General features: G+C 62.4%; 15 protein-coding genes and 2 riboswitches. Of the genes, 9 read left to right on the plus strand and 6 right to left on the minus strand.

Features of this window, described 5'->3' with window-relative positions; genetic code table 11:
- Nucleotides 1-2 precede the first annotated feature (2 nt).
- The 3 genes from DSM107133_RS01090 to aroC form a co-directional block, all read right to left on the minus strand.
- Nucleotides 3-944: a DMT family transporter gene (locus tag DSM107133_RS01090; RefSeq protein WP_114293105.1), complete on the minus strand. Its 942-nt coding sequence runs from the start codon at nt 942-944 to the stop codon at nt 3-5.
- Nucleotides 945-982: 38 nt separating this feature from the next.
- On the minus strand, nt 983-1360 hold the full coding sequence (locus DSM107133_RS01095; RefSeq protein ID WP_114292972.1) for a hypothetical protein: 378 nt from the start codon (nt 1358-1360) through the stop codon (nt 983-985).
- 92 nt (nt 1361-1452) lie between these two features.
- Nucleotides 1453-2568 (minus strand): chorismate synthase, encoded by a 1116-nt coding sequence (gene aroC, locus DSM107133_RS01100; RefSeq protein ID WP_114292973.1) that lies wholly within the window; start codon nt 2566-2568, stop codon nt 1453-1455.
- 109 nt (nt 2569-2677) lie between these two features.
- Here aroC and DSM107133_RS01105 point away from each other — a divergent pair, with 109 nt between their 5' ends.
- The 4 genes from DSM107133_RS01105 (at nt 2678) to DSM107133_RS01120 (ending at nt 7340) form a co-directional block, all read left to right on the plus strand.
- Nucleotides 2678-3967: a hydroxymethylglutaryl-CoA reductase, degradative gene (locus tag DSM107133_RS01105; RefSeq protein WP_114292974.1), complete on the plus strand. Its 1290-nt coding sequence runs from the start codon at nt 2678-2680 to the stop codon at nt 3965-3967.
- 37 nt (nt 3968-4004) lie between these two features.
- Nucleotides 4005-4105: riboswitch (TPP riboswitch) on the plus strand.
- 37 nt (nt 4106-4142) lie between these two features.
- Nucleotides 4143-5129, plus strand: a complete 987-nt coding sequence (gene thiB, locus DSM107133_RS01110; protein WP_114292975.1) for a thiamine ABC transporter substrate binding subunit — start codon at nt 4143-4145, stop codon at nt 5127-5129.
- Complete coding sequence (locus tag DSM107133_RS01115; protein WP_114292976.1) at nt 5105-6664, plus strand: thiamine/thiamine pyrophosphate ABC transporter permease ThiP; 1560 nt, start codon at nt 5105-5107, stop codon at nt 6662-6664. Before thiB ends, DSM107133_RS01115 begins: the two co-directional genes overlap by 25 nt.
- On the plus strand, nt 6630-7340 hold the full coding sequence (locus tag DSM107133_RS01120) for an ATP-binding cassette domain-containing protein (protein ID WP_114292977.1): 711 nt from the start codon (nt 6630-6632) through the stop codon (nt 7338-7340). Before DSM107133_RS01115 ends, DSM107133_RS01120 begins: the two co-directional genes overlap by 35 nt.
- A gap of 7 nt (nt 7341-7347) precedes the next feature.
- On the opposite strand, the gene DSM107133_RS01125 is transcribed toward DSM107133_RS01120, so the two are convergent.
- Nucleotides 7348-7794, minus strand: coding sequence for a 6,7-dimethyl-8-ribityllumazine synthase (locus tag DSM107133_RS01125; protein WP_114292978.1), 447 nt, complete (start codon nt 7792-7794; stop codon nt 7348-7350).
- A 76-nt stretch (nt 7795-7870) separates the two neighbouring features.
- Nucleotides 7871-8019, minus strand: a riboswitch (FMN riboswitch).
- Nucleotides 8020-8083: 64 nt separating this feature from the next.
- On the opposite strand from DSM107133_RS01125, the gene DSM107133_RS01130 reads away from it, so the two are divergent.
- From DSM107133_RS01130 to DSM107133_RS01150, 5 genes are all read left to right on the plus strand, one after another.
- Nucleotides 8084-8710 (plus strand): FMN-binding negative transcriptional regulator, encoded by a 627-nt coding sequence (locus tag DSM107133_RS01130; RefSeq protein ID WP_114292979.1) that lies wholly within the window; start codon nt 8084-8086, stop codon nt 8708-8710.
- A 63-nt stretch (nt 8711-8773) separates the two neighbouring features.
- Nucleotides 8774-9373 carry a glutathione S-transferase gene (locus DSM107133_RS01135; RefSeq protein ID WP_114292980.1) on the plus strand — a complete coding sequence of 200 codons (600 nt, stop codon included), beginning with the start codon at nt 8774-8776 and terminating at the stop codon, nt 9371-9373.
- Between the two features lie 193 nt (nt 9374-9566).
- Nucleotides 9567-10148 (plus strand): ubiquinol-cytochrome c reductase iron-sulfur subunit, encoded by a 582-nt coding sequence (petA, locus tag DSM107133_RS01140; RefSeq protein WP_114292981.1) that lies wholly within the window; start codon nt 9567-9569, stop codon nt 10146-10148.
- A gap of 14 nt (nt 10149-10162) precedes the next feature.
- Nucleotides 10163-11509, plus strand: a complete 1347-nt coding sequence (gene petB, locus DSM107133_RS01145; protein ID WP_114292982.1) for a cytochrome b — start codon at nt 10163-10165, stop codon at nt 11507-11509.
- A 13-nt stretch (nt 11510-11522) separates the two neighbouring features.
- On the plus strand, nt 11523-12371 hold the full coding sequence (locus DSM107133_RS01150; RefSeq protein ID WP_114292983.1) for a cytochrome c1: 849 nt from the start codon (nt 11523-11525) through the stop codon (nt 12369-12371).
- Nucleotides 12372-12455: 84 nt separating this feature from the next.
- Here DSM107133_RS01150 and mtaB read toward each other — a convergent pair whose 3' ends face one another.
- Together mtaB and dapF are read right to left on the minus strand one after the other, a co-directional pair.
- Nucleotides 12456-13703 (minus strand): tRNA (N(6)-L-threonylcarbamoyladenosine(37)-C(2))-methylthiotransferase MtaB, encoded by a 1248-nt coding sequence (mtaB, locus tag DSM107133_RS01155; RefSeq protein ID WP_114292984.1) that lies wholly within the window; start codon nt 13701-13703, stop codon nt 12456-12458.
- Nucleotides 13700-14542, minus strand: coding sequence for a diaminopimelate epimerase (dapF, locus tag DSM107133_RS01160; protein WP_114292985.1), 843 nt, complete (start codon nt 14540-14542; stop codon nt 13700-13702). Before dapF ends, mtaB begins: the two co-directional genes overlap by 4 nt.
- Nucleotides 14543-14607 lie beyond the last annotated feature (65 nt).

A 14607-nucleotide genomic window follows, 5' to 3' on the forward strand; every position in this document is an offset into this window, starting at 1 on the left:
TCTTAACCTTTTGGATCGGTCACGGCGCGGACACGGCCACGTTCGAGACCCAGTTGACGTTCTCGCCAGATGATCAGCACGCCGCCGGCCACCACCAGCGTTGCACCGGCCACCGTGGACCATGTCGGGATTTCGCTGAACACCACAAAACCGATTGCGGTGGCAAAGATCAATGAGGCGTAGTCGAACGGGGCCAGCATCGAGGCTGCCCCGAAGCGGAACGCGCTGGTCATCAGGATTTGCGCGATGCCGCCGATCACGCCCGCGCCGACCAGCAGCACAGTGTTTTCAGGCGACGGCATGACCCAGCCAAAGGGCAGGGTCAGCAGGGACAGCACCGTGGCGGTCACTGAGAAGTAGAACACAATGGCGGCGGTGTGTTCGGTCTGCACAAGGCGGCGGATGTGGATCTGAACCAGCCCGCGCACCAGCGATGCGCCCAGAATGGCAAGCACACCCATCGTAGCGGCCGTGCTCATGTTGCCCGCGCCCAATGTCAGGTTGGGCCAGATAACGATCAAGACGCCGATCAGCCCAAGCCCCACGGCGGTCATGCGGATAGCGCGCACCTTTTCGCCCAGCAGAAACACCGCAAAAATCACGGTGAACATAGGCGTGGCATAGCCGATGGCGGTGACCTCGGGCAGCGGCAGCAGGCCAAGGCCCATAAAGGTCAGCGTCATTGCGGCGGTGCCGAACAGCCCGCGCCACACATGGCCCATCGGGTTTTTGGTCGACAGCCCGTGGCGCAGCTCTTTGGTTTGCCAGAGCCAGATCAGAATGACAGGAATACAAAAGAATGAGCGAAAGAAAACGGCCTCGCCCGAGGGCACTTCGGCCACGGCCACCTTGATCATGGCGGACATGACCATAAACAAAAACACTGCCACCAGCTTGAGCGTGACAGCTGTGCCGGGACGATTTTCGATCAGGGGCAAAGGCATGCCCGACACTTGATCGTTCAGCGATCAAGTTGCAAGCGTCAGTTTAGTTTTGCGACCGCCAATGCAGAGTTGTCAGAGGGGTTCCATATCCAGACCTCGTTATAGTCCGAGACATTGTACGACTGGCCCGCTGGATAATCCTGCGATCCTTCGGTGGCTTGCAGTGCGCCCATGTCTGTTTCGACCGCGACAACGCCGTTTGACCCCAAGCCTACATGTGCGTTTTCTGCGCCTTGAAGTTTGAAGTTTCGCATCAGGGAAATGCCTGCATCGGTCACAACCACATCGCCGCTGGCAGAGGCGCCGTTGTGTCCATGAAACGTGCCTTCACGCCCAAGCGTATCTTGCGCAAAGGCAGGAAGCGCAGGCAGCAGCGCACCGAGAACAAGAGCGTTGAATATCATGCGACGGGTCATAATGCATCCTTTCGACACAGCATGCCCTGTAATCTAGGGCGCGACGGGGTATTTCCCACAGACCTCTGCTAAATCGTGCCTATTGTGACATTTCAGCCGATGCGCCCGCGGTTTTCGCCGATCTGCCCGCCAACCTGACCGCGATGCAGCAGCATGTGGTCCAGAAGAACGCAGGCCATCATCGCCTCGCCCACGGGCACGGCGCGGATGCCGACGCAGGGGTCGTGGCGGCCCTTGGTGATAATCTCGGTTTCCGCACCCGTCTTGGTGATGGTCTTGCGGGTTTTCAGGATCGACGAGGTTGGTTTGACGGCAAAACGCACGACAATGTCCTGTCCGGTGCTGATACCGCCCAGAATACCGCCCGCGTGGTTGCTGGAGTATGACGGCTTGCCGTCGTTGCCCATGAAAATCTCGTCGGCGTTCAATTCGCCGGTCAGCATCGCGGCGGACATGCCTTCGCCGATCTCGACACCTTTGACCGCGTTGATCGACATCATGGCGGCAGCAAGGTCGGTGTCCAGCTTGCCGTAGACAGGAGCGCCAAGGCCGGCGGGCACACCGCGCGCCACCACTTCGATGATCGCGCCGACGCTGCTGCCGGATTTGCGCAGGTCGTCAAGGTAGTCGGCCCAATCAGCGGCGGTCTGGGCATCGGGAGACCAGAACGGGTTTTGTTCGATCTGGTCCCAGTCGAAGCGGGTGCGGTCGATCTCGTGGGCGCCCATACGGGTCATGTAGCCGGTGATCTGCACGTCTGGGGCAATCGCGCGGATCGCCTCGCGCGCCAGACCGCCCGCCGCCACGCGTGACGCGGTTTCGCGGGCCGAGGACCGGCCGCCACCGCGATAGTCGCGGATACCGTATTTCTGCCAATAGGTGATGTCGGCGTGACCGGGCCGGAACTTGTCCATGATGTCGCCGTAGTCCTTGGAGCGCTGGTCTGTGTTTTCGATCATCAGTTGCACGGGTGTGCCTGTGGTCTGGCCTTCGAACACGCCCGACAGGATGCGGACCTCGTCGGCCTCGCGGCGCTGGGTGGTGTATTTGTTCTGACCCGGTTTGCGGCGGTCCAGCCAGTGTTGGATCATCGCCTCGGTCACGGGCACGCCCGGAGGGCAGCCGTCGACCGTCGCACCCAAGGCGGGTCCGTGGCTTTCACCCCATGTGGTGACGCGGAAGAGGTGGCCAAAGCTGTTGATCGACATCGCGGTCTCCTTTGGCCCAAGGCCATAACGGCACAGGCCCATCGGCTCAAGAGTGATTGACCGGTGCGGTTCAGCCTGTACCGTCCTGAAACGGCATCAGGAGGACACAATGACAAAACCCACACCTGTGAATGCCCGCATTGCGGGGCTGCGTGATCTTGAACCCGCAGCGCGGCTGGACGCGGTCTGTGCGGCGGCGGGGCTGGATCAGAGCGACCGCGCGTTGCTGGCGGGCGAGGGGGCGTTGCCGTTGGCCACGGCCAACGGGATGATCGAGAACGTGGTGGGCAAGTTCGAGATGCCGATGGGCGTGGCGACCAACTTTTGCGTCAACGGCAAGGATTACCTGATCCCGATGGTGGTCGAGGAGCCTTCTGTGGTGGCGGCGGCGTCCTATATGGCGCGGATTGCGCGGGCCGGGGGCGGCTTTCATGCCTCGGCGGATGATCCGGTGATGCGCGCGCAGGTGCAGGTGCTGGGCGTTAGCGATCCTGCGGCGGCGCGGCTGCGGATACTGGAACACCGCGGCGCGTTGATGGCGCTGGCCAATTCAAGGGACAAGGTGCTGACCGGTCTGGGTGGCGGCTGCAAGGACATCGAGGTGCATGTGTTTGACGACACGCCGGTGGGGCCGATGGTGGTGCTGCATCTGATTGTGGACGTGCGCGATGCGATGGGGGCGAACACGGTCAACACGATGGCCGAACTGCTGGCCCCAAAGGTCGAGGCGATCGCGGGCGGCACCGTGCGGCTGCGCATCCTTTCCAATCTGGCCGATCTGCGGCTGGTGCGGGCGCGTGTGGATCTGGAGGCGGCGGCGCTGGATACCGATACTTTGAACGGCACGGATGTGGCGCAGGGCATCGTCGAGGCCTGCGCCTTGGCGGTGATTGACCCGTATCGCGCGGCGACGCACAACAAGGGGATCATGAACGGCATTGATCCGGTGGTGATCGCCACCGGCAACGACTGGCGCGCGGTCGAGGCGGGGGCACATGCCTTTGCCGCGCGCTGCGGACGCTATACCGCGCTGACGCGGTGGGAGCGCACCGCCAGCGGTGGGCTGAGTGGGAGTATCGAACTGCCGATGGCGCTGGGCCTTGTGGGTGGGGCGACCCGCACTCACCCGGCGGCGCAGGCGGCGTTGCGGTTGCTGCGCGTCGAGACGGCAACCGAACTGGCGCAGGTGGTTGCCGCCGTGGGCCTGGCGCAGAACATGGCGGCGCTGCGCGCCCTGGCAACCGAGGGCATCCAGCGTGGCCACATGGCGCTGCACGCGCGCAACATCGCGATCACCGCAGGCGCGACAGGTGCCGACATTGACCGTGTCGCCCGTGCCATCGTTGCAGCAGATGACATTACGGTGGACCACGCGCGCAGCATTCTGGACGAAACCTGAATACGGCTTGCCTCGGCAGCCCACACACCCTAGCTATTGCAACACCTCGGGGGGCCTAATGGCTGAGATGCGAATGATCGCGGACCCGTTGAACCTGAACCGGTTAACACCGGCGGAGGGAAGGTCTGGACATCTCTCCACGCTTTGCCCTTTCGCCAGCAAATTGGAGGATGCCATGAAGCCGATCCATCTTGCAGCGGGAGTTCTTGCAGCAACCGTTGCCACCACAGCGCAGGCCGAAACGCCTGTTCTGACCGTATATACCTATGACAGCTTTGTATCCGACTGGGGCCCCGGTCCGGTGATCGAGAAAGCCTTTGAAGAGGTGTGCGACTGCGATTTGCAGTTCGTGGGCACGGGCGACGGGGCCGCGCTGTTGGCGCGGGTGAAGCTGGAGGGCGCGCGCTCGGACGCTGATGTCGTGCTGGGGCTCGACACCAACCTGACCGCTGCCGCCACCGCCACGGGCCTGTTCGCGCCGCATTCGGTCGATGTGGCCTATGACGTGCCGATGGAATGGAGCGACCCGAATTTCGTGCCTTTTGACTGGGGCTATTTTGCCTTTGTCTACAACGACGGCATCACGCCGCCCAAGAATTTCCGCGAACTGGCGGACAGCGATTTGAAGATCGTCATTCAGGACCCGCGGTCGTCCACACCCGGTCTGGGCCTGCTGATGTGGGTCAAGGCGGCTTATGGCGACGAGGCGCCTGCGATCTGGGCCGATCTGGCGGACAACATCGTGACAGTGACCAAAGGCTGGTCCGAATCCTATGGTCTGTTCCTTGAGGGCGAGGCCGATATGGCGTTGTCCTATACCACTTCGCCCGCCTATCACCTGATTGCCGAAGAGGACGCCACCAAAAAGGCAGCTCCCTTCTCGGAAGGACATTATTTGCAGGTCGAAGTCGCTGGCAAACTGGCAGCAAGCGACCAGCCCGAGCTTGCGGACAAGTTTCTGGATTTCATGGTGACGGATGCGTTCCAGTCGGCCATTCCCACGACCAACTGGATGTATCCCGCCGTAACGCCCAAGGACGGTCTGCCCGAAGGGTTCGAAACACTGATCACCCCCGAAACGGCGCTGCTGGTGCCGTCGGAGGATGCGCCCGCACTGCGGGATGAAGCGTTGCAGGAATGGCTGCAAGCCCTGTCCAAATAAGCCGCTTAGGCGGTATTGGCGCTGCGACATTGGTCGTGGCGCTGATCGCTGCCGCGCTGGGCGCGGTGGCGTGGCGGGCCGAGGGGGGATATTCCCTTGGGCCTGCCGATTGGGCTGCGGTACGCTTTACCCTGTGGCAGGCGTTTCTGTCTGCGTTGATATCGGTCGCGCTGGCGGTGCCGGTGGCGCGTGCACTGGCGCGGCGGCGGTTTGCGGGGCGCAGCGCGCTGATTGCCCTGTTGGGTGCGCCGTTTATCCTGCCGGTGATTGTCGCGGTGCTGGGGATTCTGGCGGTCTTTGGTCGTGGCGGCTGGGTGAACCAGCTGCTGGGGTACTGGGGGTTCGTACCGCTGTCGATCTACGGGTTGGGCGGCGTGCTGCTGGCCCATGTGTTTTTCAATCTGCCGCTGGCGACGCGGCTGATCCTGCAAGGTTGGCAAGGCATTCCGGCGGAACGCTTCCGGCTGGCCGCGCAGTTGGGCCTGACGCCGCGCATGGTGTTTCGCGTGCTGGAATGGCCCGTACTGTTGCGCGTGGTGCCGGGCGCGCTGGCTTTGATATTCGTGATTTGTCTGGCGAGTTTCGCCGTGGCGCTGACGCTGGGCGGGGGGCCAAGGGCGACCACGATCGAGCTGGCAATCTATCAGGCGTTTCTGTTCGATTTCGATCTTGGCCGTGCGGCGATGTTGTCGCTGATGCAGCTTGGTATGGCGGGCGCTGCGGCGGTGTTGGCGCTGTGGCTGGTGCCGCAGGTGTCGCTGACGGGGGGTATGGGCCGGATGGTGCGGCGTTGGGATGCACCGACGGGCGTGCTGCGCTGGGTCGATGCCGCGCTGATCGCTCTGGCGGCGGCGTTCCTGCTGGTGCCGCTGCTGTCGGTCGTGCTGTCCGGTTTGCCGGGGATCACGGCATTGCCCGCGAATGTGTTTCGCGCGGCGTGGTCGTCGGTCTGGGTGTCCTGCGTCAGTGTCTGTGTGCTGCTGGCGCTGGCCCTGCCGATGGCGGGCTGGATCGGCACTAGCCGTCGCGGCGGGGTCGAAGCGGCGGGGCTGTTGGGGTTTGCCGCGTCGCCACTGATGATCGGGACGGGGTGGTTTATCCTGATCTATCCCTTTGCCCCACCGTCGGCGCTGGCCTTGCCAGTCACGGCCTTGGTCAACGCGCTGATGGCGCTGCCTTTTGCTCTAAGGATTCTGGTGCCGGGGGTGCGTGACGTTGTGGCGGCCCAAGGGCGGCTGAGCGCGGCGCTGGGCCTGCGCGGCTGGCGGCTGTGGCTGTGGGTGATCCTGCCGGGGGTGCGCCCGCAAGTGGGCTTTGCCGCCGGGCTGGCGGCGGCGCTGTCGATGGGCGATCTGGGTGTGATCGCCCTGTTTGCCGATCAGGACCATGCGACGCTGCCCTTGCAGATGTACCGTCTGATGGGGGCCTATCAGATGCAGGCGGCGGCGGGTGCAGCGCTGTTATTGATAATCCTCGCCTTCGGGGCGTTCTGGATCTGTGATGCTTGGGGGCGACGTGGTGCTATATCTGAATGACGTGTTGATCGAGCTGGGCGATTTTACCCTGCGCGCGGATTTGTCGGTGCCTGCGGGGCGCAAGGTGGCGATCATCGGGCCATCGGGCGCAGGCAAGTCGACGCTGGTGGGGGCCGTGGCCGGGTTCGTGCCGCTGGCGCGGGGCACGGTGACGATGCAGGGGAAGGACATTACGCATGTCGCCCCCGACCAGCGCGGCATGGCGATGTTGTTTCAGGACGGCAACCTGTTCCCGCATCTGACGGCGGCGCAGAATGTGGGGCTGGGCCTGCGCCCCGCGCTGCGCCTGACGGCGGACGAGCAGGGGCGGGTGCGTGATGCGCTGGCGCGGGTCGGGCTGGCGGGGTTCGAGGACCGGACGCCCGCCAACCTCTCCGGTGGTCAGCAAAGCCGCGCGGCGTTGGCGCGGATGTTGGTGCAGGGGAAGCCGCTGATGCTGCTGGACGAACCCTTTGCCGCCCTCGGGCCTGCGTTGCGCGATGAAATGCTGGATCTGGTCGCCTCCGTCGCCGCCGACACCGGCGCTGCGGTGCTGATGGTCACCCACGCCCCGCAGGACGTGCGCCGTTTTGCCGACGATGTGATCTTTGTCGAAGGAGGCAGGGCCCATGCACCACAGGCGGCGGAGGCGTTGATGGACAACCCGCCGCCTGCTTTGAAGGCCTATCTGGGTTAGGCTGCCCCTATGCCGCCGCGACGCTGCGCAGGCTGGCGCGCGCCTGAAGGATGCCAAGTGCGGCATGGGCGGCCTCGCGGCCCTTGGTCACGAAGTGTTCGGAATAGATCGCCATGTGGTGATCGGTTTCCTGGAAGTGGTGCGGTGTCAGTGACACAGACAGAACCGGCACACCGGTGTCCATGCCTGCGCGCATCAGCCCGTCGACCACAGCGCTGGCGACAAAGTCGTGACGATATATACCACCGTCCACAACCAGCGCCGCGCAGACCACAGCGTCGTAGCGTCCGGTCGCGGCCAGATCGCGCGCCATCAGCGGCATTTCAAACGCGCCCGGCACGTCGATCACGTCGATCTGGGTGCGGGGGATAACCTCGGAAAATCCGTCCAGCGCGCGGTCGACGATATCGGCGTGCCAGCGGGCCTGGACATAAGCAATGCGGGTGTGTGTCATATGTAATCTCCTATCGTAACAGACACGTCACCCAAGGCGATTACATGCCATAGCTGCGCCACAGAGCACAGACATGACACGTTCTCTTTCATCCGGACTATGACCGTCGGCTCCGGCATCTCACCGGATCTGCTGACACGCCTGCAAGGCAAGCGCCGCTCGCGGGCTTACGGGTCATGCCCGCATACCGCCGGTGGGGAATTGCACCCCGCCCTGAGAACTTTGCCAGATTGTCAAAAGCGCGCAAAGCCTGCAATAGAAATAGTAGCTTCTGAACGGGACGTTATTCATGCATCCAAATCCGGTTTTTCACGACGCCGACACGGCGCGCAATCTGGCCTTTGCCCGTGATCGCGGCTTTGGCGTGCTGGCGATGAATGCGCCCGACGGGCCGTTGATCAGTCACGTGCCCTTTGTGCTGTCTGACGATGGGGCCAGCGTGGCGCTGCATCTGGTGCGGTCCAATCCGATTGCGCGGTCGCTGGGGAGCCCGCAGCCGGTGCGACTGGCGGTCAGTGGTGGCGACAGCTATGTGTCGCCCGACTGGTACGAAGTGCCCGATCAGGTGCCGACGTGGAACTATGTCGCCGTGCATCTGACCGGAACGCTGGAACTGTGCCCGCAGGACGAGCTGCGCGCGCTTCTGGATGCGCAGTCGGCGCATTTCGAGGATCAGTTGCGGCCCAAGACTCCGTGGACGACTGACAAGATGGACGCCGCGGCGCTGGACCGGCTGATGCGCCAGATCGTGCCCTGCCGGATGACAGTGACCGGTGTCGATGGCACATGGAAGCTGAGCCAGAACAAACCCGATGCGGTGCGTGAAAGCGCGGCAGACGGGGTTGCGGCTTTCGGGCTGGGCAGTGATCTGGCGGTTCTGGCTGCTTTGATGCGCGGTGCGGGATCGAATCCATAGGTACGCGTTTGACTGTTTGTTGTACGGCGTTAGGGTGACGACGAACCCATAGGAGTGACCTGAATGAAGCTGATGATGTCCGGGGCCTCGCCCTTTGTGCGTAAAGTTCTGGTGGTGTTGCACGAGACGCAGCAACTGGATGACGTCGAGATTGTCACTGTCACCACTGCCCCCGGTGCGACCCCTGCCGATCTGGCGGCGGCGAACCCCATTGGCAAGATCCCCGCACTGGTGCGCAACGAAGGGGCGACGCTGTATGACAGCCGGGTGATCACCCGGTTTCTGGACGACCGCGCCAAGTCGGGCCTGTATCCCGTGACAAGCCCCTGGGAAACGCTGACGCTTGAGGCGACGGGCGACGCGATCATGGAGGCGGCCGTTGCCATGGTATATGAACGGCGTCTGCGCGACGAGGCGCTTCAATCCGACACATGGGTCGAAAACCAGTGGGAAAAGGTTTCGCGGGCGCTGAACGCGCTTGACAGCCGCTGGATGGGCCATTTGTACGGGCCGCTTGATATCGGCCATATCGCGGTGGGCTGCGCGCTGGGATACCTTGATTTCCGGCACGAAGACCGCAACTGGCGCAAGGGCCACGATGCGCTGGCCGCTTGGGCCGCCAAATTCGCTGAACGCGATTCGATGCAAGCGACTGTACCCTAAGGCGGAACGGGAGAATTTCGTGATTTTTTGCCGCAGGGGTTGATAAAGTTCCCACATGCGACGACGTGCGACATCAATGATGCTGGACTGGACAGGTTCACCCCGTTAGATACGCCCCGAGGAAGGCCGCGCTTTGTTGCGTGGCCCCATTGGCGAATGACCCCCGAGGGTCAAGAGAGTTGGAGAAAACCCCGTGTCCCACACAGATGAACACGACGGCAACCGGCGCGACTTCCTGTACTACGCAACGGCGGGTGCAGGTGCTGTTGCAGTAGGTGCTGCCGTCTGGCCGCTGGTCAATCAGATGAACCCCTCGGCGGACGTGAAGGCGCAGTCGTCGATCCGCGTGGACGTGTCCGGCGTTGAACCGGGCACACAGTTGACCGTGAAATGGCTGGGCAAGCCCGTGTTCATCCGGCGCCGGACCGAAGCCGAAGTCGCCGCTGCGAATGCGGTTGATACGGATACGTTGCCCGATCCGATCGCACGCAACGCGAATATTGCGGGCGACGCGCCTGCGACAGATCCGAACCGGTCTTTGGTTCCTGCTGGCGGCGAAGCCGGTGCGGACAGCGACTGGCTGGTGATGATGGGCGTTTGTACGCACCTGGGCTGCGTGCCCCTGGGCGACGCAGGCGACTTTGGCGGCTGGTTCTGCCCCTGCCACGGTTCACACTACGACACTGCGGGCCGTATCCGCAAAGGGCCAGCACCGCAGAACCTTCCGGTTCCTGTGGCTGAATTCGTGGACGAAACCACGATTAAACTGGGTTAAGGGAAGGGAACGCAATGTCTGGAATTCCTCACGACCATTACGAACCGAAAACTGGTGCAGAAAAATGGCTTCACAGCCGTCTGCCCGTTGTCGGTTTGCTGTACGACACATTGATGATCCCCACACCCAAGAACCTGAACTGGATGTGGATCTGGGGCATCGTTCTGGTGTTCTGCCTGGTCTTGCAAATTGCCACCGGTGTTGTGCTGGTTATGCACTATACACCGCACGTTGATATGGCATTTGCCAGTGTCGAACACATCATGCGCGACGTGAACGGCGGCTATATGCTGCGTTACATGCACGCAAACGGCGCTTCGCTGTTCTTTGTTGCTGTTTACGCCCACATCTTCCGTGGTCTGTACTACGGGTCCTACAAGGCCCCGCGTGAGATCACGTGGATTATCGGCATGTTGATCTATCTGCTGATGATGGCGACCGGCTTTATGGGCTATGTTCTGCCCTGGGGTCAGATGTCGTTCTGGGGTGCCACGGTTATCACCGGTCTGTTCGGCGCGATCCCGTTCATCGGCGACAGCCTGCAAACCTTCCTGCTGGGCGGGCCTGCTGTTGATAACGCCACGCTGAACCGTTTCTTCAGCCTGCACTATCTGCTGCCTTTCCTGATTGCAGGTCTTGTGATCGTACACGTCTGGGCCTTCCACTCGACCGGCAACAACAACCCCACGGGCGTTGATGTGCGCAAAGGGTCGAAAGTAGAAGCCGAGAAAGACACGCTTCCGTTCTGGCCCTACTTCGTGATCAAGGACCTGTTCGCACTGTCCGTTATCCTTGTGGTGTTCTTTGCGGTTGTCGGCTTTATGCCCAACTATCTGGGCCACCCGGACAACTACATCGAAGCAAACCCGCTTTCGACACCCGCGCACATCGTGCCCGAATGGTATTATCTGCCCTTCTATGCGATCCTGCGTGCCTTCACGTCCGAGGTTTGGGTGGTGCAGATCGCATCGTTCCTGACCGGCGGTATCGTTGACGCGAAATTCTTTGGTGTTCTGGCGATGTTCGGCGCGATTGCGGTGATGGCACTGGTGCCGTGGCTGGACACATCTTCGGTACGTTCGGGCCGCTATCGTCCGATGTTCAAGATGTGGTTTGCCCTGCTGGTTATCGACTTTGTCGCATTGATGTGGCTGGGGGCGATGCCTGCGGAAGAACCCTATGCCACCTTCTCGCTGATCGGCGCGACATACTGGTTTGCCTACTTCCTGATCATCCTGCCGATTCTGGGCGTGATCGAGAAGCCGGATGCGCAGCCCGCAACGATCGAAGAAGACTTTGCCGCAAAAGTGGCCAAGACCGGTTCGGCCAAGGCCGACGCTGCGTCGCAGCCTGCGGAATAAGAGGATGAGCACCATGTTCAAGAAAATCGTACTTGGCGCTGCTGTGGCCGTTGGTCTGGCTGGAGGCGCTTATGCCGCTGGCGGAGAAGTGCATGTCGAAAACTTCGACTTCCCCTTCGACGGTCCGTTCGGCACCTATGACACCAACCAGCTGCAACGCGGCCTTCAGATCTACACCGAGGTTTGCTCGGCCTGTCACGGTCTGAAATTCGTACCGCTGCGCACGCTGGGTGACGAAGGCGGGCCACACCTGCCCGAAGATCAGGTTCGCGCCTATGCCGAACAATTCGAGGTTTTCGACCCCGAGCTGGACGACACGCGCCCTGGCAAGCCGGTGGATCACTTCCCCCATTCGGCATTGGAAAACGCACCCGATCTTAGCCTGATGGCCAAGGCGCGTGCGGGTTTCCATGGTCCTTATGGTCTGGGGATCAACCAGCTGATGAAAGGCATCGGTGGTCCTGAGTATATCGCCACCCTGCTGAGCAGCTATGAAGAGGCCCCCAGCTGTGCGCCCGAAGATTTTCCGGGTTATTACAACGTGGCCTTCGCAGCCGGCGGTTTCCCCGAGGAATGCAAGGACGAACACGGTCACCACATGTACCCCGGCAGCTGGATCGCTATGGCACCGCCGCTGGGTGGTGAGGACGTCGAGTTTGCCGATGGTCACTCGAACGAGCTGCACCACGAAGCGCAGGACGTTGCAGCGTTCCTGATGTGGACAGCTGAACCCAAGCTGTCGCAGCGCAAACAGGCCGGTTTTGTCGGCGTGCTGTTCCTGACTCTGCTGTCGGTTCTGCTGTACCTGACCAACAAGCGCATCTGGGCGCCGGTCAAGAAAAAGTACAAGCGCAAGGATTGATCCTGACGCATCGAACGACATGATAAACCCCCGCGCTGGCAACAGGGCGGGGGTTTTTCGTTGTCTGGTGATTGGCGGGTGGTTTCAGGCCAGCAGATGACTGTCCGCCATACCCGTGATGCTGGCGGTGACGATGCTGCCTTCGGTCCGGGGCGCGTCGAAATGCACTTCGGTAAATTGCGCCGTGCGGCCCATATGCGGGCTTTCCATGAGGATCTGGTGTGTGCGGCCCACCTGTGCGTTCAGGTGGCGCTGAACCTGTGCTGCGCCCGCCGCCCGCAGCCGTGCGGCGCGTTCCTTGATCGCGCGGCCGTTCACTTGCGGCATGCGCGCCGCAGGGGTTCCGGGACGGGGCGAATAGGGAAAGACGTGCAGCCACGTCAGGTCGCATTCCTCGACCAGCGCCAGCGCGTTTTCAAAATGCGCCTCGGTCTCGGTCGGGAAGCCTGCGATGATGTCGGCCCCGAACGTCATATCCGGCCGCAACGCGCGCGCCTCTTGGGCAAAGCGGATGGCATCGCCGCGCAGGTGCCGCCGTTTCATCCGTTTCAGGATCAGGTCGTCGCCGTGTTGCAGTGACAGGTGCAGATGCGGCATCAACCGCTGTTCGGTGGCAATTGCCTGCATCAGCGCCTCGTCCACCTCGATCGAATCAATCGAACTGATTCGCAGGCGCGGCAGGTCGGGCACCAGTTTGAGAATACGCATCACCAGATCGCCCAGACGTGGCGCGGCGGGCAGGTCGGCCCCCCAGGACGTCAGGTCGACACCGGTCAGCACCACCTCGTTATAGCCACGGTCCACCAGCCGTTTGATCTGATCCACCACGACCCCCGCAGGGACCGAGCGCGAGTTGCCGCGACCGTAGGGAATGATGCAGAAGGTACAGCGGTGGTCACAGCCGTTCTGGACCTGCACATAGGCGCGGCTGCGGGTGCCGAAACCGTCGATCAGGTGGCCAGCGGTTTCGGTCACCGACATGATGTCGTCAACCTGCACAGGCTCGGTGCCAAAGTTGCCGGCAAGGCCGGACCATGTGTTGGCCTGCATCTTTTCGGTGTTGCCGATCACCGCGTCGACCTCGGCCATATTGGCAAAGGTGTCCGGCTCGGTCTGCGCGGCGCAGCCGGTCACGATCAGGCGGGCGTTCGGATTGGCCTTGCGCAGCTTGCGGATGTCCTGACGGGCCTTGCGCACGGCCTCGGCGGTGACGGCGCAGGTGTTGACCACCACGGCGTCTTGCAGGCCCGCGCCCTCGGCCAGTTCCTTCATCGCCTCAAGCTCGTAAGCGTTCAGGCGGCAGCCGTGATTCGAGAAGATCGGGGCGCTCATGTCAGGCTGTCCAGAAACGCCTGCGTCAGATGGCCTGAAAAGACGTGCATGGTAGCACCGGTCATCCAGACGCCATCGTCGCGCCATTCCACGCGCAGTTGCCCGCCGTCCAGATCAATCACCACATCGCGCCCCGTCAGACCACGCCGCGCCGCTGCGACAGCCGTGGCGCACGACGACGAGCCAGACGCCAGTGTCAGCCCCACGCCACGCTCCCACACGCGCATACGGATGCGGTCGGGTCCGGTGATCTGCGCCACCTGCACGTTGGTGCGCTGAGGGTACAGCGGATGGTGTTCAATGCGGGGGCCAAGGTCGCTCAGGTCGACGGCTTCGGCGTCGTCCACGAAAAAGGTGCAGTGCGGATTGCCCATGCCGGTTGCGGTGGGCGCGCCGTCAATGGGCAGCTCCAGCGTGTCCATCTCGTGGGCCAGTGGAATCTCGTCCCAATCCAGTTGTGGGTGGCCCATGTTGACCGAGGTGATTCCATCGCCCATGTCGCGCGCTGCCAGATCACCGCGATCGGTGGTCAGATGCAGTGCATCGGCCCCGCTTTCGTCCATCAGATAGCGCGCAATACAGCGGGTGGCATTGCCACAGGCGGCGGACAGCGATCCGTCTGAATTGTAAAACGTCAGATGCGCGTCTGCCGCGCCCTTGGTGATGACAGCAAGCTGATCGAATCCCACACCACGGTGACGGTCGCCCAATGCCTGTGCCAGCGCAGGTGTAATCGCAACACCCTTCAGACGTGCATCGACGACGACAAAGTCGTTGCCCAGCCCGTGCATCTTCATGAAGGGCAAATTTGTTCGAGAATCCTGTGCCATGGCGCGCATATAACGCCGCCCCGAAGACGAATCCAGTACTGAGCCAATAAAGTTGGTGAATAGGGCTTGACCAC

The organism is Pseudosulfitobacter sp. DSM 107133, assembly GCF_022788695.1.
Taxonomy (GTDB): domain Bacteria; phylum Pseudomonadota; class Alphaproteobacteria; order Rhodobacterales; family Rhodobacteraceae; genus Pseudosulfitobacter.